At 73.6% G+C, this 21,111-nt stretch carries 9 protein-coding genes; 4 read left to right on the plus strand and 5 right to left on the minus strand.

What is annotated here, in order from left to right:
* Positions 1-11: 11 nt before the first annotated feature.
* Genes ACXNSR_RS06235 through ACXNSR_RS06245 form a run of 3 tightly spaced genes read left to right on the plus strand, consistent with a single transcriptional unit; the run spans position 12 to position 3,078 of the window.
* Complete coding sequence (locus ACXNSR_RS06235) at positions 12-818, plus strand: STM4013/SEN3800 family hydrolase (protein WP_458643582.1); 807 nt, start codon at positions 12-14, stop codon at positions 816-818.
* Positions 815-2,182 carry an STM4012 family radical SAM protein gene (locus ACXNSR_RS06240; RefSeq protein WP_458641146.1) on the plus strand — a complete coding sequence of 456 codons (1,368 nt, stop codon included), beginning with the start codon at positions 815-817 and terminating at the stop codon, positions 2,180-2,182. Before ACXNSR_RS06235 ends, ACXNSR_RS06240 begins: the two co-directional genes overlap by 4 nt.
* A 5-nt stretch (positions 2,183-2,187) precedes the next feature.
* Positions 2,188-3,078: an STM4011 family radical SAM protein gene (locus ACXNSR_RS06245; protein ID WP_458641147.1), complete on the plus strand. Its 891-nt coding sequence runs from the start codon at positions 2,188-2,190 to the stop codon at positions 3,076-3,078.
* Here ACXNSR_RS06245 and ACXNSR_RS06250 read toward each other — a convergent pair.
* Positions 3,053-4,225: a metal-dependent hydrolase family protein gene (locus ACXNSR_RS06250; protein WP_458641148.1), complete on the minus strand. Its 1,173-nt coding sequence runs from the start codon at positions 4,223-4,225 to the stop codon at positions 3,053-3,055. The genes ACXNSR_RS06245 and ACXNSR_RS06250 overlap by 26 nt on opposite strands.
* Before the next feature lie 127 nt (positions 4,226-4,352).
* On the opposite strand from ACXNSR_RS06250, the gene ACXNSR_RS06255 reads away from it, so the two are divergent.
* Positions 4,353-5,438 (plus strand): alpha/beta hydrolase-fold protein, encoded by a 1,086-nt coding sequence (locus tag ACXNSR_RS06255; protein WP_458641149.1) that lies wholly within the window; start codon positions 4,353-4,355, stop codon positions 5,436-5,438.
* A gap of 12 nt (positions 5,439-5,450) precedes the next feature.
* On the opposite strand, the gene ACXNSR_RS06260 is transcribed toward ACXNSR_RS06255, so the two are convergent.
* From ACXNSR_RS06260 to ACXNSR_RS06275, 4 genes are read right to left on the minus strand one after another with little or no spacing between them, the layout of a single operon-like run.
* Positions 5,451-7,151: an ABC transporter ATP-binding protein gene (locus ACXNSR_RS06260; RefSeq protein ID WP_458641150.1), complete on the minus strand. Its 1,701-nt coding sequence runs from the start codon at positions 7,149-7,151 to the stop codon at positions 5,451-5,453.
* Positions 7,138-18,144: an amino acid adenylation domain-containing protein gene (locus tag ACXNSR_RS06265; RefSeq protein WP_458641151.1), complete on the minus strand. Its 11,007-nt coding sequence runs from the start codon at positions 18,142-18,144 to the stop codon at positions 7,138-7,140. Before ACXNSR_RS06265 ends, ACXNSR_RS06260 begins: the two co-directional genes overlap by 14 nt.
* A gap of 58 nt (positions 18,145-18,202) precedes the next feature.
* Positions 18,203-19,996 carry an ABC transporter ATP-binding protein gene (locus ACXNSR_RS06270; protein WP_458641152.1) on the minus strand — a complete coding sequence of 598 codons (1,794 nt, stop codon included), beginning with the start codon at positions 19,994-19,996 and terminating at the stop codon, positions 18,203-18,205.
* The gene (locus ACXNSR_RS06275) at positions 19,993-21,054 is read right to left on the minus strand and encodes an iron-siderophore ABC transporter substrate-binding protein (RefSeq protein WP_458641153.1); all 1,062 of its coding nucleotides are present in this window, start codon (positions 21,052-21,054) and stop codon (positions 19,993-19,995) included. Before ACXNSR_RS06275 ends, ACXNSR_RS06270 begins: the two co-directional genes overlap by 4 nt.
* Positions 21,055-21,111 lie beyond the last annotated feature (57 nt).

Here is a 21,111-nt window from a genome sequence, read left to right on the forward strand (position 1 = left end):
CGCTCCCCGACATGAACGAGGTCGTCGGCCGCGACGACCTGCTCCTGCTCACCCTGGACACCCTGCGCCACGACGTCGCCGTCGAACTGGCCGCCGCCGGACGCATTCCGAACCTGGCCCGGCACCTGCCGGGGGGTGTCTGGGAGGAACGGCACGCCCCCGGGAGCTTCACCTACGCCTCCCACCAGGCGATGTTCGCCGGCTTCCTGCCCACTCCCGCCCGGCCCGGCCCGCACCCGCGGTTGTTCGCCGCCCGCTTCGCCGGCAGCGAGAGCACCGCCGGCCGCACCTATGTGTTCGACACCCCCGACCTGGTGTCGGGCCTCGCCGCGGCCGGGTACCGCACGGTGTGCGTCGGCGGCGTCGGCTTCTTCAACAAGCAGGGCGCGCTGGGCGACGTACTGCCCGGCATGTTCCAGGAGAGCCACTGGGAGCCGGCCTTCGGGGTCGCCTCGCCCACCTCCTTCGAGGCTCAGGTCGAGCGGGCCGAACAGGTCGTGGCCGCGCTGCCCGCCGACCGGAGGCTGTTCCTGTTCGTCAACGCCTCCGCGCTGCACCAGCCCAACTGGTTCCACCTCGCCGGAGCCACCGCCGAAGCGGGCGACACGCGCGCCACCCACGCCGCCGCCCTGGAGTACATCGACCGGCACATCGGCCGGCTGTTCACCGCCATGAGCTCCCGCCGCCGCTGCTTCGCGATCGTCTGCTCCGACCACGGCACCACCTACGGCGACGACGGCTACACCGGCCACCGCCTCGCGCACGAGGCCGTCTGGACCGTGCCGTACGCCCACTTCTTCCTGGAGCCGTCCGCATGACCGCCCCCACCGCCGCACCCGCCCCGCTCGCGCCCACCGCGCCGCCGCTGCGCCCGTACAGCGCCTACGTGTACGCCTACCCCCACAAGACCGCCTACCGGCCGCTGCCCGAGCGGCCCGCCCTGCGGGACCTGTGGCGCGGCGAACGCAAGGACGCCCTCTCCCTCTACCTCCACATACCCTTCTGCGAGGTCCGCTGCGGCTTCTGCAACCTCTTCACCCGCATCGGCGCCCCCGACGGGCTCACCGGCCGCTACCTCGACGCCCTGGAGCGCCAGGCCGTCGCCGTGCGCGACGCCCTCGGCGACGACGGCCCGGTCTCCTTCGCCAACGCCGCCTTCGGCGGCGGGACGCCCACCTTCCTGACGGCCCCCGAACTGGAACGGCTCTGCGACATCGCCGAGCGGCGCATGGGCGCCGACCTGCGCGCCGTCCCGCTGTCCGTGGAGACGTCCCCCGCCACCGCCACCGCCGACCGGCTCGCCGTCCTCGCCGAGCGCGGCGCCACCCGCGTCAGCATCGGCGTCCAGAGCTTCCTGCCCGAGGAGGCCCGGGCGGCCGTGCGCCCCCAGCGCCGTGCCGACGTCGAGGCGGCGCTCGGCCGCATCCGCGACGCCCGCGTCCCCGTCCTCAACATCGACCTGATCTACGGCATCGACGGCCAGACCCCCGCCACCTGGCGCACCTCCCTGGACGCCGCCCTGGCCTGGCGCCCCGAGGAGCTGTACCTGTACCCCCTGTACGTGCGCCCCCTCACCGGGCTCGCCCGGCGCACCGCGCTGACCGACCGGGCCTGGGACGAGCAGCGCCTGAGCCTCTACCGGCAGGGCCGCGACCACCTCCTCGCGCACGGCTACGAGCAGGTGTCGATGCGCATGTTCCGGCTGGCCGGTACGGCGCCCCAGGGCCCGGACGACCACGCCTGCCAGACGGACGGCATGATCGGCCTGGGCTGCGGCGCCCGTTCCTACACCTCCGCGCTGCACTACTCGTTCGACTACGCGGTCGACATGGGCGAGATCCGCGGCATCATCGACGACTACACGGCCACCGACGACTTCACCCGCGCCGTCCACGGCCGGCCCACGAACGGCGACGAGGCGCGCCGCCGCCACCTCCTCCAGTCGCTGCTCCAGGCGCAGGGCATGCCGGTGGCCGACTACCGGGAGCGGTTCGGCGCCGATCCGCACGAGGACTTCCCCGCCGAACTGGCCGCGTTCGCCGCCCGCGGCTGGCTCGACCAGGACGGGACGGGTCCGCTCCTGCGCCTGACCCCCGAGGGCCTGGCCCACTCCGACGCGCTGGGCCCCGAGCTGTTCTCACCGGCCGTACGGGCCGCGATGGCCGCCTACGAGGCCAAGTAGCCGCCGTGGACCTCACCCTGCTCTACCGCGGCCCGCTCGCCTCCTGCGACTACGACTGCCCGTACTGCCCCTTCGCCAAGCGGCGCGACACCACGGCCCAGCTGCGCGCCGACCGGGCCGCCCTCGAACGGTTCACCGGCTGGGCGCGCTCCCGTGCCGGGGAGGACCGCCTCTCCCTCCTGTTCACCCCGTGGGGCGAGGGGCTCGTCCGGTCCTGGTACCGCCGCGCCCTCGTCGACCTCTCGCACCAGCCGCACGTCGACCGCGTCGCCATCCAGACCAACCTCAGCTGCCGCACGGACTGGCTCGCGGAGGCCGACCCCGCCACGCTCGCCCTGTGGTGCACCTATCACCCGGGGCAGACCCCGTACGACCGCTTCCTGGGCAAGCTGCGCGGCCTCGCCGACCGGGGCGTCCGCCACAGCGTCGGCATCGTCGGCCTCCCCGAGAACCTGGAACACGCCCGCAGGCTGCGCGCCGCGCTGCCCGCGCACGTCTACCTGTGGGTGAACGCGGCCGACGGCCACACCTACACCGATGCCGAGGCCGACACCTGGACCGCGCTCGACCCGCTGTTCCCGTACAGCCGGCACCCGCACCGCTCGGCCGGACTGCCGTGCCGCACCGGCGAGTCGGTGATATCGGTGGACGGTGACGGCACGGTCCGCCGCTGCCACTTCGTCCGCGCCGAGCTCGGCAACCTCTACGACGGCTCCTACCGGACCGCGCTCGGCCCCCGCCCGTGTCCGCTGACCACCTGCGAGTGCCACATCGGCTACGTCCACCTGGAGACGCTGCCGCTCTACGACGTCTTCGCGGGCGGCGTCCTGGAACGCGTCCCGGCGGCCGCTCCGCCCGTGATACCCCTGCTCAGGAGGCCCCCGGCAGCGGGCTGACCACTCGCCCGCCGGCCACGACCAGCCGGACCGAACGCAGCGCGGCGAGGTCGGTGAGCGGATCTCCGTCCACCACCAGCAGATCGGCGCGCAGCCCGGCCACCAGCCGGCCGGTCTCGTCACCGATCCCCAGGGCCCGCGCAGCGCCCGTGGTGGCCAGGTCGACGATCTCGACCGGATTCAGCCCGATGTGCTCGAAGAACTCCAGGCTGGAGACGAAGGCGTCGAAGACGGCACGCGGGACACCCGCGTCCGTCCCGGGCAGCAGCCGTACGCCGCGCTCCGCCATCCACCGGAGCCGCCCGAACATCTCCTCGGCCCGCTCACGGCCGAACCGCTCGGCGAAGCCGCGCCAATCGGGGCTCGCCGCGGGGCAGACGGCGATGCCGCGCGCCGCGATGGCGTCGACCACGTCCTCCCGTACGTCGAAACCCGTCCGCCCCATCCATGTGCAGTGCTCGATGCTGTCGACCCCGGCGGCCACGGCGGCGGCGATGCCCTCGGTCCCGTGCGCGTGCGCGGCCACCGGCAGCCCGGAGCTCCGCGCCTCCGCCACGATCAGGGCCAGCTCCGCCGGGGTGAACTGGGCCTGCCAGACGGGCGGTCCGTCCTTGGTGATGCCGCCGCCCGTGGCCATCACCTTGATGAGGTCCACTCCGGCGGCGACGTTGCGGCGGACCGCGTCGCGGATCGCGTCGGCCCCCTCGACCTCACCGCCCATGAACCAGCAGTGCCCGCCCGGGACGGTCAGGGGTGTTCCCGCGGACAGCAGGCGCGGCCCCGGCACCCGCCCGGCCGCGATCTCGTCCCGCAGGCGTACGGCGAGCCCGCCGCGGTCGCCGAGATCGCGTGCGGTGGTCACGCCCGTGGCGAGCAGCCGCCCCGCCCGGTCGGCCATCGCGGCGTAGAGCTCCGCGTCCGAGGCGGACCGCAGGCCGGCCACGGGGTCGGGGCCGGCGTCGAGCGCGAGATGGACGTGGGAGTCGATCAGGCCGGGGAGCAAGGTGCCCTCGGGGAAGGCCAGTCGGGAAACCGCGGGGTCGGTCCGCGCCTCGACCTCCGCACGCGGCCCGGCCGCCGCGATCAGCCCCCCGTCGTACAGCACGGCCCCGTCCGGGACCACCTGTCCCTCCGGACCCGTGACCATCCGACCCGCCGATACCACCGCCCGCACGCTGCCCCTTCCGTCGACCGAGGTCGCCGTCCTCTCCCGGCCCCCACCGGAACGCTATAAACTTAGGTTACCCTAACTTCCTTTGCCGCTAGGAGACTTCATGCCCCCGGAGACCACCTTCGCCGCATACGGGCTGTCCGGTGAGCCGGGGTCCGAGGAGTTCTGGGCGGCGGCCGCGGGGCCCAGCTCGGTCCCCGCCGACGGCGGCGGTTGGGTGACCCTGTTCCTGTGGCGGGGCGCCGCGGCCAGGATCGGCTTCGAGAGCTGGTCGCCGGACGTTCCCCTGCGCCGCTGGGGCGGCACGGACTGCTGGTACGCCGAGGTGCGCATGCCCGCGCGGCTGCGGGTGACCTACCGGTTCCTCGTGGAGGACACCGCGTACGCCGACCCGTTCAACCCGGCCGGGGCGGGCGGTGACCGGTCCGTCGCCGCCACCCCGGACGCTCCGGTCCAGCCGCACTGGCCCGCCTTCGGGGCGGCCGACGTGCTGCCCGTCCCGCGGACCCGGGTCCGCTGGGCGAGCGAGCGGCTCGGCGGGCGGCGGACCGTGCGGGTCCACCCGGCGGGCGGCGGCGGACCCGTGGTGCTGCTGCTGGACGGGGACGACTGGCTGTACCTGCACCCGGCCATGACCGCCTTCGACTCCGCCGTCGCCGCCGGCGAGATGCCCCCGGTCACCCTCGTCTTCCTGCCGACGACGGACCGCGAGACCGAGTTCGGGTGCCGGCCGGAACTGTGGGAGGCGGTCCGGGACGAACTGCTGCCGCTGGTAGCGGAGTCCGGCGTCACCGTGGACAGGGACCGCCCGGTGGTCGCCGGGCAGAGCCTGGGCGGGCTGAGCGCGGTCTACGCGGCCCTGGAGTTCCCGGACCTGGTGTCCCGGGTCGCCTGCCAGTCGGCCTCGCTGTGGTGGACGCCCGATGCCGTGCGGTCGCCGGACCCCCTCGGCGGCCCGGTCGGCGGCGCCGTCGCCGCACGCCTGCGGGAGCGGCCCGACCTGTCCGGCCTGCGGATCGCCTTCGACGTCGGGGAGCACGAGACGCGGATGCTGCCCCACTGCGAGCTGGTCGAGAGTCTCGCCGAGCGGGCAGGAGCGACCGTGCGGGTCTCGCGGTCGGCGTCGGGCCACGACCGCGCGGGCTGGCGCCAGGCCCTGCTCCGGGACGTGGCCTGGGCGCTCGCCTAGGCCGCCGGCCGGTCAGCGAGCCACTGCCAGGCAGTACGCGGCGTCCCCGGCGAGGAGGTTGCGGTGGGTGTCCTCGGCCGTGATGACCCCCTCGTCCAGGACCAGCACACGGTCGGCGGCGTCCAGGAGGGCCGGGCTGCTGGTGATCACGAGGGTGGTGCGGCCCCGGCGCAGCTTCGCGATGTTGCGTGCGACGAGCTGCTCGGTGACCGCGTCCACGGCCGTGGTCGGATCGTGCAGGACGAGGATGTCGGAGTCGGCGGCCAGGGCGCGGGCCAGGGAGAGCCGTTGGCGCTGGCCGCCGGAGAGGTTCGCGCCGCGGTCGCGGACGCCGTGGTCGAGTCCTTCACGGTGGAGGGCGACGACGTCGGTCAGCATGGACGCCTCGACGGCCTCGGCGACCGTGCCGCTGGTGCCCGACGGGTCGATGTTCGTGCGGAGGGTGCCCGCGAAGATCTCCCCGTCGTAGGGGTTCACCAGCATGTGCTCACGGACCGCCTCGACCGACAGGGCGGCGAGCTCCTCCCCGCCGACCCGCACCACCCCTTCGTACGCGTGCGGCGGGACCTTCAGGGCCAGGATCGCGGCGAGGTCGGCCGCCGCGCGTGGCTGATAGGCGGCGATCGCCACGAACTCGCCCGCCGGCACCTGGAACTTCAGGGCGCGCAGGACCCCGTACCGGACGCAGTCGATCTCCAGGCCGCCCCCGGCGGCCGGGCGTTCCGGCCCGTGCGCGGCCACCGGGGGCGCGGTCAGCACCAGCGCCATGCGCTCGGCGGAGGCGCGCGCCATCATCACGTACTTGGGCATGTCCGAGAACAGCTTCAGCGGTTCCATGATGAACTGGGCGAGCCCCACGGCCATGACGAGCTCCCCGACGGTGATGCGGCCATTGAAGGCCAGCCAGCCGGCCGTCAGGGTCACGCCCGCGGCGAGCGCCGCGTTGAGGGCCGTCGCGGTGCCCGCGTAGGCGCCGTTCACCCCGGCCACGGTGATCGCCTGGTGCCTGGCCTCCGTGCTGACCTTCCGGTAGGACCGGAAGGCGGCGTGGTTGCCGCCGAAGCCGTGCAGCGGGCGCAGGCCGGTGATCAGGTCGGCCACCTTGGCGCCCGCCCGGGCCACCCGGGCCTGCTGTTCGCGGGTACTGGAGCCGATCCGCCGGGACATCACGCTCAGGACGGAGAGGATCAGGGCGGTGCCCACGATCACCAGCAGGCCGAGCCGGATGTCGGCCAGTCCCAGCGCGACCGCCGCGACCAGCACGGCGACCAGTGAGCTGATCAGCAGCGGCACCACCTCGATGATGTCGGCCGTCTGGTCGGCGTCCTCGGTGGCGATGGTCAGCACCTCGCCGGACTTGAGCCCGGCGTCCCTGGCGACCGGCTCCAGCCCGCAGTCCGCGACCCGCACCCGCCAGCGGTGCGCCTCGGTCGTGTTGGCCTTCTGCAGGATGCGCATGCCGAACCGCCACGACAGCGAAACGGTCGTGATGATCACGGCCAGCGCGCCGATCGACAGGGCGAGCGCACCGGGGCCGCGGTCCTGCATCGTGTGTTCGACGATCAGGCCGAGCGCGATGGGGAACGCGGTCTCACCGGCCTGGTACAGGCCCATGAGGACGGTGCCCCAGGTCATGGCGCCGATGTTGCGGCGCAGGGCGGTCTTGAGGATGTCGGACCCCGGTCGGGGCCGCCGCGTGTCAGGAGTTTTCATCGAGGTGACGGGCAATCATTTCCGGGGTCCGCAACGTGAACAGATCGCGGACCGTGATCACAGGACCGTACTCCCGGCGGAGCAGGGCGATCAGCCGCACCGCCAGCATGGAGTGCCCTCCCAGGGACACGAAATCGCTCAACGCGCTCACCTCGTCGTCGTCCAGGTCGAGTGCTTCGGCGAAGAACTCGCACACGACGGTCTCGGTCCCGGTCTCCGGGCCGCGCTCCCCCGCCGTGGTCAGCGTGCCGAGCGGCCTCGCCTCCGGCAGCGCCTTGGTGTCGGCCTTCCCGTTCACGGTCAGCGGGATGCGGTCGACCCGGGCGTAGTGCGTCGGGCGCAGGAAGTCCGGCAGCGCGGCGCCCACTTCGGCGGCGACCGCCGCCAGGTCCGGGCCGTCCGGACCGTCCGGGCCGCCGAGCACGAGGTAGGCGGCCAGCCGGTACGCGCCGTCGACCTGCGGGTCGGGCTGGGCCACGGCGGCGGCGAACCGCACCGCCGGGTGCGCGGCGAACGCGGCCTCGACCTCCCCCGGTTCGACGCGGTGTCCGCGGATCTTGACCTGCTGGTCGGTGCGGCCCAGGTACGTCAGGTTCCCGTCGGGCCGCCGGGCCACCAGGTCCCCGGTGCGGTACATGCGTTCGCCGGGTGCGCCGAACGGGCAGGCGACGAACCGGTCCGCGGTCTGGGCGGGCTGCCCCAGGTAGCCGCGCGCGATGCCGATGCCCGCCACGTACAGCTCGCCGGGGACTCCGTCCGGCAGCGGCCGCAGCCACGGGTCCAGGACGTACACGTCCGTGTTGTCGATGGCCACGCCCACCACCGGGTCCTGGCATTCGAAGGTGCCGACGCCCAGGGTGTTGATGGTGTACTCGGTGGGGCCGTACAGGTTGTAGCCGGCCGTGCCCTCGGTCTCGGCGAGCCGCTGCCACAGGGTCGGGGTGACGGCCTCACCGCCGAGCAGCACCAGGGCCGGGCGTCGCCCGGGCTTGTCGAGCAGGCCCTCGGCCACCAGCTGCTGCGCGTAGGTCGGGGTCACGTTGATGACGTCGATCCCGTGCTCCAGGCAGTACTCGACCAGCCGGGGGGCGTCGCGGCGCAGTTCCTCGTCGCAGATGTGCACCTCGTGGCCGTCGGCGAGCCAGAGCAGCTCCTCCCACGACATGTCGAAGGCGAAGGACACGGTGTGGGCGATGCGGAAGACCCGGTGGCCGTGGTCGGCCAGCACCGGCTCGAAGATCCGGCGCTGATGGTTGATCAGCATGTTGGTGAGCCCGGCGTACTCGGTCACCACGCCCTTCGGCCGGCCGGTGGAGCCGGAGGTGTAGATCGTGTACGCGGGGTGGCGCAGGCGGTCCGGGTCCTCGGGTGCGAAGGTGGTGAACGGCTCGGCCTCGGGCAGGGGCCGGTCCAGCTCGATCAGGTCGCCGGTCAGCCGGGGTGACACGGCGCTCACGGTGAGGGTCACGTCCGGGCGGGCGTCCGCGACGATGGCGGCGATCCGCTCGTCCGGGTGGTCGAGCTCCAGCGGCACGTACGCCGCGCCCACGCGCAGTACGGCGAACAGCGCGACGATCGAGTCGAGGGAGCGCGGGACGGCGAGGGCCACCGTCGTCTCCGGTCCGATGCCGCGGGCGGCGAGCACGCCCGCCAGCTCCCGGCTGCGGTCGCGGAGCCGCTCGAAGGTCATGGTCCGGCCGTGGGCGGCGAGCGCGACCCTCAGTGGATCGCGGTCGGCCGCCAGGTCGAACCGGTCGACCACGGTGTCCGTGCCGACCTCCGTGCGCGCGGCGGGCACCGGCCGGGGCGCCGCGCCCGGCAGCGCGCCCAGCGGCCCGGTGGCGCGGGCCAGGTTCCCGAGCAGGTCCAGGTAGTCGTCGAGGAGCCGGCGGGCCGCCCCGGTGTCGTGGTCGCGGTACTCCAGCTTGACCGTGAGCCGGTCGCCCGGGGTGACGACCCAGGTGAACGGGTAGTGCGTGGAGTCGTCGGCCCGGACCGCGGTGATGCCGTGCCGGGTGTTCATCGCGGCGAACGCGTCCATGTCCAGGAAGTTCTGGAGCACGAACAGGTTGTCGAACAGGGTGTCGTGGCCGCCGGCCCGCTGGATCTCGCCGAGCCCGAGGTGCTCGTGCTCCATCGCCGCGACCCGGGCCGCCTGCACGGCCGTCAGGTAGTCCCGGACGCTGTCGTCCGGCCGGGCCCTGGTCCACATGGGTACGGTGTTGAGCAGTACGCCGACGACCTCGGAGAGGTCCTCGCCCTCGCGGCCGGAGACGGTCACCCCGAACACGGCGTCGCCGCGGCCCGTGCGGGCACCGAGCAGGAGCCCGAACGCGCCGGTCAGCACTGAGTTGAGGGTGACGCCGTGGGTGCGGGCGAGGTCCCGCAGCAGCTGCGACGCTTCGGCGGAAAGGGTGTGCACGAGCGTGCGCGGCAGGTCGTCGACGAGGACCGGCGCCGCTCCGGCGAGCAGCGTCGGACCGGGCAGGCCGGCCAGGTGCTGCGCCCAGAAGCGTTCCGAGACGGCCGGGTCCTTGGCGTCGAGCGCCCGGGCGTGGTCCTCGAAGGCGGGTGTGGCAGGGGTCGGGTGCGTCAGCTCGCCCGCCACGGCGGCCTCGTAGGCGTCGAACAGGTCCCGCAGCACGATCTCGCGGGACCAGCCGTCCCACAGCAGCAGGTGGTAGCTGAGGAGCAGGCCGTCGCGGCCGCCGGGCAGCCGCACCACGGTCAGGCGGATCAGCGGCGGCTCGCCCGGGTCGAATCCGGTGTCGCGGTCGCGGGCGAGCAGGGCGTCGACCTCCGCGTCCGTCGCGAGGTCGATCGTACGGACGCCGACCCGCCGGCCCGCTCCCAGGACCTGGACGGCCCTGCCGTCGTCGTCGGTGGTGAAGCCGGCGCCCACGACCGGGTGCCGGGCGATCACCCAGGCCATCGCGTCGGCCAGCGCGTCCGTGTCCAGGCGCCGGTCGAAGGTGAACCAGCTCTGCGCGACGTAGTGGCCTGCCGACCCCGCCAGCTGCGCCTGGAAGAACAGGCCGCGCTGCAGCGGGGTGACCGGTGCCGTGCGCTCGGCGGTCGTGGCGGCGACCGCGAGGTGTTCCAGGGCATCGCGCCAATGCCCGGTGATCTCGTCGGGTATGCCCTCGGCGAGGGTGAAGACCGCGTGCAGGCTTCCGGTGGCCGCGTCGGTCCAGGCGTTGACCTCGACGGCGTACGGGCTGCCCTCGTCGGCGCCGGTGACCCGGAGGGCGTGTGACTCGCCGCCCCGGCCGAGGTAGTTGAAGAGCACCTGCGGGCGGGCGGTGAGCAGCGGGGCCGTCTGCGGGTTGAGGTAGCGGAGTCCGCCGTACGCGACGTGTGCCTGCTCGTCCGGCCGGCGTTCGGCGACCTCGCGGGCCGCGGCGACGGGGTCGGTGTGCGCCGTGAGGCGCACCGGGGCGATGGCGGTGAACCAGCCGACCGTACGGGTGTAGTCGTGGTGCGCCGAGGCCGGGACCCGGCCGTGCCGCTCCAGTTCGATCGCCAGGTCGGTGGGCGAGGGCTGGATGCGGGTGAGCGCGGTACGCAGGGCGCCGCACAGCAGCTCGGTGAGGCCGATGCCGAGTGCGGCGGGCGCGGTGCGCGTGACGTGGTCGCTGACCTCGGGCGGGAGGACGACCGTGGTCTCGCGCGGCCGCTCGGCCACGGGCAGCAGCGGGGGTGCCTGGAGGGTGGTGATCCAGTGCCCGAGGCCGTCGGTCTCGTGGGCCGACCGGTCGGCCAGTGCCCGGGCGTACTCGGCGTAGGAGGTGGTCGGCGGTGCGAGCGGGTTCCCGCGCAGGGCGGTGGCCAGGTCGTCCAGCAGGATCAGCCAGGAGACGGCGTCGACGGCGAGGTGGTGCACGGTGACGACGAGGGTCCGGGTCGCGTCCAGCCAGGTGAACGCGATGACGTCGCCGGCCTCGGGGTCGAGCCGGCCGGCGGCATCGTCCGCCGCGGCGCTCGCGTCGCGCGCGTCGCTGCGTACGACGGTGACCGCGCGGGCGGGTTCGGTGCGCAGGGCCCATACCCCGTGCTCGGTGCCCAGCCGCAGCCGCAGGGCCGGGTGGGCGGCCACGACGGCGTTCGCGGCGCGCTCGGCGTCGGAGTGGCCGGTGCCCTCGGCCGCGACCAGGGCCCGGGCCTGGGCGAACCGGGCGAGGGATCCGCCGAGTTCGCGCCGGCGCAGGATGATCGGGGTGGGTGTCAGCGGGCCGTCCTCGTGGACTGCGGGTGCGGGCGTACCGGGCGCGGCGGGATGCGGGGTGCTCGTCGCCAGGTGCTCGGCGAGCGCGCGCGGGGTCCTGAGCAGGAACACGTCCCGGGGGGTGATGGCGAGGCCCAGGGTCCTGGCCCGGTTGACGACGGTGATGGCGAGGATGCTGTCGCCGCCGGCCCGGAAGAAGTCGCTGTCGCCGTCGACGGCGGTACGGGGCAGGGTCTCGGTGAAGATGCCGACCAGTGCGGTGAGCGCGGAGCCGGTCGCCGCAGCGTCAGCGGCGGCGGGTACGGCGTGCGACGCGGCGCGTGCGGTCAGGGCCTTGCGGTCCAGTTTGCCGTTGACCGTCAGCGGGAGGGCGTCGACGGGCAGGACCAGGCCGGGGAGCATGTGGACGGGCAGCTTCGGGGCCAGCAGGCCGGCGAGGGCGGCGGTGTCGAAGGGGATCCGGCTCACGACGTGCGCGACCAGGTGGTCCGCGCTGTCGGCCACGGTGACGGCCGCGTCGACCACGCCGTCGAGTTCGCGGATCGCGGACTCCACCTCACCGAGCTCGATGCGGAAGCCCTTGAGCTGCACCTGGTCGTCGGCGCGGCCGGTGAACTCCAGCTCGCCGTCGAGGGTACGGCGGGCGAGGTCGCCCGTGTGGTACATGCGGGACCCGTCGCCCGCGAACGGGTCCGCGACGAAGCGGCCCGCGGTGAGGGACGGGCGGCCCAGGTAGCCGAGGGAGAGCTGGTCGCCGGCGACGTAGATGGCGCCCACCCGGCCCGGCGGGACCGGCCGGAGCCGGTCGTCGAGCAGGTAGGTGACGAGTCCGGGGATCGGGCTTCCGATCGGGCTGGTGTCGGCGCCGGGGCGGAAGTCCTCGTCGGTCAGGACCCGGTGCGTGACGTGCACGGTGGTCTCGGTGATGCCGTACATGTTGACCAGCTCGGGCGAGGCCGTCCCGTGCCGCTCGACCCAGCCGCGCAGCCGCCCGGTATCCAGTGCCTCGCCCCCGAAGATGATCCGGCGCAGGGTGGTGACGGGCTCGTCGGCGTGCCGGTCGGCCTCGATGAACTGGTAGAAGGCCGACGGGGTCTGGTTGAGGACCGTCACCCGGCGCTCTCGCACCAGGCGGTGGAAGTCCACGGGTGAGCGGGTGAGCGCGTACTCGGGCACGAGCAGTTCGGCGCCGTGTGCCAGTGCGCCCCACAGCTCCCAGACCGCGAAGTCGAAGGAGTACGAGTGGAACTGGACCCACACGTCGTGCGGGCCGAAGTCCATGTCGGGCCTCGTGTTCGCCAGCAGGGTCACCACGCTGGAGTGCGGGACGACGACGCCCTTGGGCCGGCCGGTCGACCCGGACGTGTAGATCACGTAGGCGGGATCGTGCCGGTCGGGCCCGCGCCCGGCGGCATCATCGGTGACCCGGGCGTCCGGGGCGTCCTCGGCGTCCTGCGGCGGCCGCTCCCCCTGTACGAGCACCCGGGCCGGTACGCCCGCCCGGTCCAGCAGCCGCGCGAAGCGCTCCCGGTGCTCCCGGTCCACGAGCACGACCTGCGGAGCCGCGTCCGCGAGGATGTACTCCAGGCGTCCGTCCGGGTAGGCGAGGTCCAGCGGTACGTACGCGCCGCCCGCGGTGACGACGGCGACGAGGGCGACGACCTGTTCGAGGGAGCGCGGGACGGCGACGGCGACCCGTTCGCCCGGCCGGACTCCGGCGGCGCGCAGGGCCGAGGCCAGCTCGTCCTTCGCGTCGGCCAGTTCGCCGTAGGTCAGTGACCGGCCGGCGCCGTCGAGGGCGCACTGGGTGACTGCGGTGGCGGCCGGATCGCGGTGCGCGGCGGCGTCGAACAGTGCGCCCAGCGTCGTCGGGGTGACCGGTGCGGGGGGCCGGGTGCCCGTGGGAGCCAGGTCGTCGACGAGGTCGTCGGGCCGGGTGAGCAGCCCGGTGAGGGTGCGGGTGAAGGTGTTCAGGACGGCCCGGGCGGTCGGCTCCCGCACCAGCGCGGTGTCGTGGATCAGGTTGAAGCGGGGGCGGCCGTCGAGCGCCCGCTCCACCACGAGGGTCAACGGGTAGTGCGGGGCGCCCTCGTTCACGATGTCGCTGATGACGAGCGTGTCCTCGGGTCCGCCCAGGTCCGCCACGTCGGTGGCCACGTCGAACACCACCAGGGTGTCGAAGAGCGGGCCGGCTCCGCCCAGGCGGCTGATGCGCGCCAGCGAGACGTGCTGGTGCGCCAGCACGGCGCTCTGGTGGTCCCGTACGGAGGCGAGCAGGCCGTGCGCCGGGGTGCCGGCGCTCCACCGGGCGCGTACGGGGATCGTGTTGATGAACAGGCCGACCATGTCCCCGATGCCGGGGACGTCCGCGTCGCGCCCGGACACCGTGGAACCGAAGACGACGTCCCGGGTGTGCAGGAGGCCGCCGAGCGTGGCCGCCCAGGCGCTGTGCACGGCCACGCTGAGCGGCACACCGGCGGACCGGGCGGCCTCGTCCACGTCCCCCTCCGGCGAGGTGGCGGTGTCGGCGAACCGGTCGGACGGAGCGTGCCCCTCGGCGACCAGCGAGGGGCCGGGGACACCGGCGAGCTGTTCGCGCCACACCCGGTCGCTCTCGTCCTCGTCGCGTTCGGCGAGCCAGCGCACGTAGTCGGTGAAGCCGCCGAGGGTGTGCACCGTCCCCGGTGCGTGGTATTCGGTCAGCAGCGCGCGGAGCATCGGCGGCACCGACCAGCCGTCCGCGATGATGTGGTGCACGGTCTGCACCAGGACGCTGCGGGCGGGGCCCGTGCGGATCAGCGTGTACCGCATCAACGGGCCGCTCGCCAGGTCGAACCCGGCGCGGCGGTCGCGCTCGGCGAGCTCGCGGATCTCCTCGTCGGAGATGCCGGGGCGGTCCAGGGTGGTGAACGGGGCCCGGACCCCGCCCTCCAGCACGGAGACCACGCGGCCGTCGGCGAGGGACGTGAACCGTGCGGCCAGGTTGGGGAAGAGCGTGAGCAGGCGGGTGGCCGCCGCCGCGAGCCGGTCGGCGTCCACCTCTCCGTCCAGGGTCAGGAGTTGCTGCTCGACGTAGCTGCCCGCGGAGTCGTCGTCGAAGACCGAGTGGAAGTAGAGCCCTTCCTGGAGCGGGGTCAGCGCCAGGACGTCCCGCAGCGCCGGGCCGTCCAGCTCGTCGACGTCGGCCTGGGTGAGCGCGGGCATGCCGAAGTCGCTGGGCGAGTGGCTGCCCAGGCCGAGTGCGGCCAGGTCGGACGCGGCCAGTGCGGCCAGTCCGGTCAGGGCTTCGCGGAAGTACCCGCCGATGGTCCGGGCGTCCTCGTCGGTGAGCAGCCCGTCGGGCCAGGAGAGGGTGGTGACCAGTTCGTACGCGCCCCCGGCCGAGGCGGGTTCGGCGATGGCGTTGAACTCCAGGGCGCGCGGCAGCCGCATCCCGGGGTCGCGCTTCTCGCCCAGCTGCCCGGTGGTGCGGGCGAGTTCCCAGTCCCCGGCGGAACCCGCGTCGAACCGGCCCAGGTAGTTGAACAGCACCTGGGGTGCGGGCGCGTCGAAGGCGGTGTCGGCCAGGTAGCGCAGGGCTCCGTAGGAGAGACCGTTGCCCGGCACGCGGGCGAGGTCCTCCTTGACCGCCTTGAGCGCGGCGACCAGGTACGCGGGATCCGTGGGGTCGGTGGCCGCGCCGGGGTCGACGGTCACCGGGAACAGGGTGGTGAACCAGCCGACCGTCCGGGACAGTTCCGGCTCGAAGCCGGCGGAGTCCGCCACGTGGCGTCCTTCGCGGCCGTGGCCCTCCAGTTCGATGTGCGCGAACGTCTGGTCCTGGCCGAGGTCGCTGCGCCACCGGGCGAGGGTGACGGCGAGCGCGGTCAGCAGCACGTCGTTGACGCCCGCGTGGAACCTCGCGGGAACCTCGCCGAGCAGCGCGGCCGTGACGTCGGGGGCGACGGCGAAGGCCGTCGTGCGTTCCCGGGCGACGGTGTCGGCCGCGGACAGCGCGCGCCGGCCCAGCGGTGCGTCCGTCCCCGGCAGGGCGCGCCGGTAGTGGTCGCGGTCGGCGTCGAACCGCGCGCGCCCGAGGAGCTGTGTCCAGCGCCGGAACGACGTGCCCACCGGGGGCAGGTCGATGGGCGCGCCCGAGACGTACCAGCGCCAGGCCGTGGAGAGGTCCTCCATCAGGATCCGCCAGGACACGCCGTCGATCACCACGTGGTGGGCGACCAGGACCAGCTGGCGCGCCTCGCGGCGCCAGACGGCGCGCAGCATCACGCCGCCGGCCGGGTCCAGCCCGTCGGTGGCGAGCGCGACGCACGCGTCGAGGGGCAGGTCGCTCTCCTGCCAGTGCGCCACGGCGTGGTCCGCCTCCGGGATCTCGAAGCCCCAGCGCTCGCCCCGCACCAGCTTGGCGCGCAGCATGTCGTGCCGTGCGACCACGGCGGTGAGGACGGCGCCCAGCGCGTCGGCGGTCAGGTCCGCCGGGGTGTTGAGCACCACCGACTGCACGAAGCCGTCGATGGCGTCCGTGGTCCCGCCGAGCCACTGCACGATCGGCGATCCCACGACCGTACCGGTGGCGACGTCGCCGTGGTCCACGGCGGCGGCCTCGCGGTCCGCGACGGCCGCCAGCGCGCCCACGACGCTGTGGGTGAAGATCTGCCGGGCCGTGACGTGCAGGCCCGCTTCGCGCAGGGCGCTCAGCAGGGAGATCGCCAGGATGCTGTCCCCGCCGAGCTGGAAGAAGTCCTGGTCGACGCCGACCGCGTCACGCCGCAGCACTGCCGCGACCGCCGCGCACACCACGCGCTCGTTCTCGGTGACGGGCGGGGCGAGCGCGCCCGCGGCGGCCCGGGGCTCCGGCAGCGCGCCCCGGTCGAGCTTGCCGTTCGCGGTGAGCGGGAACTCCTTCATCACGACGATGTGGGCGGGCACCATGTACTCCACCATGTGCCCGGTGGCCCACTCCCTGACCTCGTCGGCACGCAGGTCCTCGCTGCCGGAGGCGGGGATCACGTAGCCCACGAGGTAGGTGCCGCCGGCCGCGTTCTTCTTCGCCACGACGCAGGTGTGGCGCATCGCGGGGTGCTCGGCGAGGCCGACCTCGACGTCCTCGATCTCCAGCCGCATGCCGCGGATCTTGATCTGGTTGTCGGCGCGGCCGAGGAAGTCCAGGGATCCGTCGGGGGCGAAGCGGGCGAGGTCGCCGGTGCGGTACAGCCGGGACCCGTCCGTGGCGAAGGGGTTGGCGACGAACCGGGCGGCGGTCAGGCCGGGCGCGCCCACGTATCCGCGCCCGAGCAGGAACCCGCCGACGTACAGTTCGCCGCCGACTCCGACCGGGACCGGGCGCAGTTCGTCGTCGAGCACGTACAGCTGGGTGTTGGGGTTGGCCTTGCCGATCGAGGTCGACAGGCGTTCCGCGGCACCCCGGTAGATCACGTGCGAGACGCCGATGGTCGTCTCGGCCGGGCCGTAGCCGTGGTACATGGGTATGTCGAGCCGGGTGCGGAAGCGCTCGTAGAGCTCGGGGGTCAGCACCTCGCCGCCGCACCACACGTGCCGCAGGCTGTCCAGGCGTCCGGAGTCGCCCGCGATCTCCAGGAGTACGTCCAGCATGGACGACACGAGGTAGGTGAAGGTGACGTGCTGCTCGGCGATCACGCTCAGCAGGTGGTGCGGGTCGCGTTCGCCGCCGGGGCGCAGGACCACCAGCCGGCCGCCGCAGACCAGCGGCAGGAAGATCTCGTTGATGGAGATGTCGAAGGACAGCGGCGCCTTGAACAGGGACGCGTCGTCGTGGCCGAAGCCCAGGATCTCGTCGACCTGCCACAGCAGGCGCTCACTGATGGCCTCGTGGCGGATCATCGCGCCCTTGGGCCGGCCGGTCGAACCGGAGGTGAAGATCACATAGGCCAGGGCGGCGCCGGGGACGGTGACGCCGGTCCCCTCGCCGGGGTAGGAGCCGAAGCGCCAGTCGCCGAGGTCGACGGGGACGGCCGGCGGTTCGTCCGGAGCGTGTTCGCCCGAGTCGTTGAGCTGCAGGACGACGCGGGCGTCGGCGATGACGACGGAGCGGCGCGCGGCGGGCCACTGCGGGTCGAGCGGTACGAACGCGGCTCCCGCCTGGAGCACGCCGAGCAGGCCGACGACCATGGCGGCGGAGCGGTCCAGGGAGATGGCGACGACCTGTTCGGCGGTGATTCCGCGTTCGATCAGGTGGTGGGCCAGCTGGGCGGAGAGCTCGGCCGCCTGGCGGTAGGTCAGCGAGCGGTGCTCGTCGACGACGGCGACGGCGTCCGGCCGCAGGCGGGCCTGCTCGCGGAACATCTCGACGACGGTCGGGCGGATCCGGTCCGCCCCGGTGTCGTTCCACTCGGCCAGGGTGACGAGCCGCTGCGCGATGCCGGAGGGGCCGATCGTGGAGAGGGGGCGGTCCGGGAAGTCGGCCAGGTCGTCCAGGGCCAGCTGCGCGTCGGCCTGGACGACGTCGTCCGGGAGGGTGATGCTCTCGCCCTCCCGGCCGTCCGGGCCGTGGGTCGCGACCTCCCAGCCGGCCGTTGCGGCACCGCCGTTGTCCGCCCAGCCGAGGACGTCGGCGAAGAGGGTGCCGGGGGTGAGTTCGAGGCCGTCGGGGCTCTGCCCCGTGGCCCAGTGGGCCAGTGCGATGGCGCACGCCCGGGCGATGGTCGTGTCGCTGTAGTCGCCGGACCGCCGGCGCACGTCGGCCAGGCGGGTGGGAGAAAGCAGCACGAGACGAGCGGTCGATTCCGTCATCGAAGGCTCAACGCCCTTTCCAGATCGATATGTTGACCCAACCGAAAAAACGAGCGGCCTAGCTGCCTTCGCGCCAGGCCCGCCACAGTCGTGCGTAGCGGCCGCCCAGGGCGACCAGTTCCTCGTGCGTCCCCTGCTCCACGACGCGTCCGGCGTCCAGTACGGCGATCCGGTCCGCCGCCATCGCCTGGGTCAGCCGGTGCGCCACGAACAGCGTGGTCCGGCCCGCGCACGCGGCGAGTACGGCCCGTTCCAGCTCGGCCGCGCCCTCACTGCCCGCCTCCGCCGTGGACTCGTCGAGCACCACGACGGGGGTGCGGCCCAGTACCAGCCGGGCGAGGGCGATATGGGCGACCTTGGTGCCGTCGAGGCGTTCGCCGCCCTCGCCGACCGGCGTGTTCAGTCCGTCGGGCAGGGCGTCGGCCCATCCGTCGGCGCCGACCGTGCGCAGGGCGTCCCTCAGCTGGGCGTCGGTCGCTTCCGGGGCGGCCAGGCGCAGGTCCTCGGCGAGCGGGCCGGAGAAGACGTGCGTCTCCTGCGTCAGGATGCTCACCAGGGCGCGCGCGCCGGCCTCGTCGAGACCGGCGAGGTCGGTGGACCCGATGCGCACCGATCCGGCCTGCGGGGTGCCGATGCCCGCGATCAGCGCGGCCAGGGTGGACTTGCCCGCGCCCGTCGCCCCGACCAGCGCGAGCGAGGTGCCGGCCGGGATCGTGAGGTCGACGTCGCGGACGACCGGGTCCTCGGAGTCGGGATAGCGGAAGGTCAGCCCGCGCACGGTCACGGGTACCGGGTCCGGCGGGTCCGCCGCCCGTGCCCCGGCCAGGGCGCCCACCAGCCGGTCCTCCGCTTCCTCCTCCAGTACCCCGACCAGCCGGGTCAGGCTCGCGCCCGACTTCTGCGCCTCGTCGAAGGTGAACATGATGGAGCCGAGCGGGGTGAAGAGGCGGTGGAACAGCAGCGGGGCGGCGGAGACCTCGCCGAGGCTGGCGGCGTCGGCCTCCAGCAGGGCGTACCCCACCACGATGATCAGGACCAGTCCGATGAACTCGGCGCGGTTCTCACGGCCGACGAAGCGGCCGAAGAGCCGGAACACCTCGATGCCGAGTTCGCGCACCCGCCACGACTCGTGGGTGACCTTCTCGCGGACGGCCCCTTCGAGGCGGTACGCCCGGACCGTGTCTATCCCGTTCAGCCCGCTGATCAGGGCCTGGGCGCGGTCGGCCTGGGCCGCCCGCTGCTTCTGGTAGAGCGGGGCGGAGCGGGGCAGGTACCAGCGCAGGGCCAGCCCGTACGCGGGCAGCGCGCAGGCGCCGGCCAGGCCGAGCCGCCAGTCCAGGCCGAACATGCCGAGCGTGGCGATGACGACCAGCACCCCCGCCGAGAACACGGTGGGGACGGCCGTCCTGATGCCTTTGGACAGGACGGCCACGTCGTCGCCGACCCGGGAGAGCACGTCGCCCCGGCCGACCTGCTCGACACGGGCGCTCGGCATCCCGAGCACCGCCCGGACGGCGCCTTCGCGCAGCCGGGCGAGCAGGTCCGCGCCGAGGCGCCCGATGAGGTAGGTCGACAGGGCGGTGGCCGCCGCGCCGAGCAGCGCGGCGGCCACCATCAGTACCCCGGTCGTGACCAGGATCGAGCGCGGTCCGCCCGCGACCACCCCGTCGACGACCCGGCCGAGCAGGAGCAGCGGGAGCACCTGGAGGGCCGCCCCCGCCACCGTGGTGAACACGGTGGCGGAGGTGAGCCACGGCACCTCGCGGCAGTGCGCCACGACCCAGCGGGTGGCCTCGCGTCCGGTCGTGGTGCGCAGGGTCGACGGGGCGACGCGCGTGGCGGTGAGGCTCACACCTGACCGGCCGACTTGACGAGTTCGTCGATCGCGTACGGCAGGGAGAGCAGGGTGCCCTGGGACATGGCCGCGCCGACGGCCGGGCCCTCGCTGTCGAGGAGGTAGGAGACCTTGCCGTTCTTGACCGCGTCGAGGTTGGTGAACAGCTGGAACTTCTTCAGTGCTTCCTGGTCCGCCTTGTCGGCGATGACGAAGATGCGGTCGACGTCGACGAGGTCCATGCGCTCCGGGGAGAGCGTGGTGTAGAACTTGCCGTCCGCGATCTTGTCGATCTCGGTCTGGCCCTTGTATCCGATGCCCGTCACCAGCCGGCCGCGTACGTCGGTGGTGGTGAACGGGGCAACCGAGTCCTTGTACCAGGACAGCGGGACGGCGGTCTGGTTCGCGAACTCGGGGTGCGCCTTCTTGGCCGCGTCGAGCTTGTCCTGGATGCCCTTCACCAGCTCGGTGCCCTCGGCCTCCTGGCCGAGCGCCTTGGCGATGTGGACGGCGTTGTCCTGCCAGGGAGCGCTGAACGGCTCCTTCTCGGCCTTGGTGCGGCCCACGGTCGGGGCGATCTTGGAGAGCTTCTCGTAGCCGGCCCGGTCGATCTCGGAGTACACGGCGATGATCAGGTCCGGCCGCAGGGCCGCGATCTTCTCGTAGTTCGGGCCGGCGTCACCGTTGCTCATGACGACCTCGGGGCGGGTGTCGCCCCACTTCTCCTTCACCCACGGCCACTGGGTGTTGATGTCCGGGGAGGTGCCCGGCGGGTTCGGGTACTGGTCGACCATGCCGACCGGCTTGATGCCGAGCGCCAGGACGGCCTGGTCGTCGGTGTATCCGACCGAGACGACCCGCTTGGGAGCCTTGTCGACCTTGGTCGATCCGAAGGCGTGCTCCACGGTGACCGGGAAGGTGCCCCCGGCGGCCGGGGAGTTGTCGCTCTTCTTGTCGGCCTGGTCCGCCGAGTCGGAACCGCATCCGGCCAGGAGGCCGACACCGAGGGCCGCGGCGGACACTCCCGCCGCCAGCCGCTGCCAGGGCTTGATACGTGTCGTTCGATGGAAAAGCATCCGAAATCCCTTGCTTTCGTGCCGTCCACTGCAGTTCCGCCCGAGGGCAGGCAAACC

It is taken from the genome of Streptomyces sp. NC-S4 (genome assembly GCF_054353315.1).

Excerpts from the sequence above, each read along its gene's own strand:
- ACXNSR_RS06235 (WP_458643582.1), top strand. The coding sequence starts at position 12 with ATGAACGAGGTCGTCGGCCGCGACGACCTGCTCCTGCTCACCCTGGAC.
- ACXNSR_RS06240 (WP_458641146.1), top strand. The coding sequence starts at position 815 with ATGACCGCCCCCACCGCCGCACCCGCCCCGCTCGCGCCCACCGCGCCG.
- ACXNSR_RS06250 (WP_458641148.1), bottom strand. The coding sequence starts at position 4,225 with ATGGTCACGGGTCCGGAGGGACAGGTGGTCCCGGACGGGGCCGTGCTG.
- ACXNSR_RS06255 (WP_458641149.1), top strand. The coding sequence starts at position 4,353 with ATGCCCCCGGAGACCACCTTCGCCGCATACGGGCTGTCCGGTGAGCCG.
- ACXNSR_RS06260 (WP_458641150.1), bottom strand. The coding sequence starts at position 7,151 with ATGAAAACTCCTGACACGCGGCGGCCCCGACCGGGGTCCGACATCCTC.
- ACXNSR_RS06265 (WP_458641151.1), bottom strand. The coding sequence starts at position 18,144 with ATGACGGAATCGACCGCTCGTCTCGTGCTGCTTTCTCCCACCCGCCTG.
- ACXNSR_RS06275 (WP_458641153.1), bottom strand. The coding sequence starts at position 21,054 with ATGCTTTTCCATCGAACGACACGTATCAAGCCCTGGCAGCGGCTGGCG.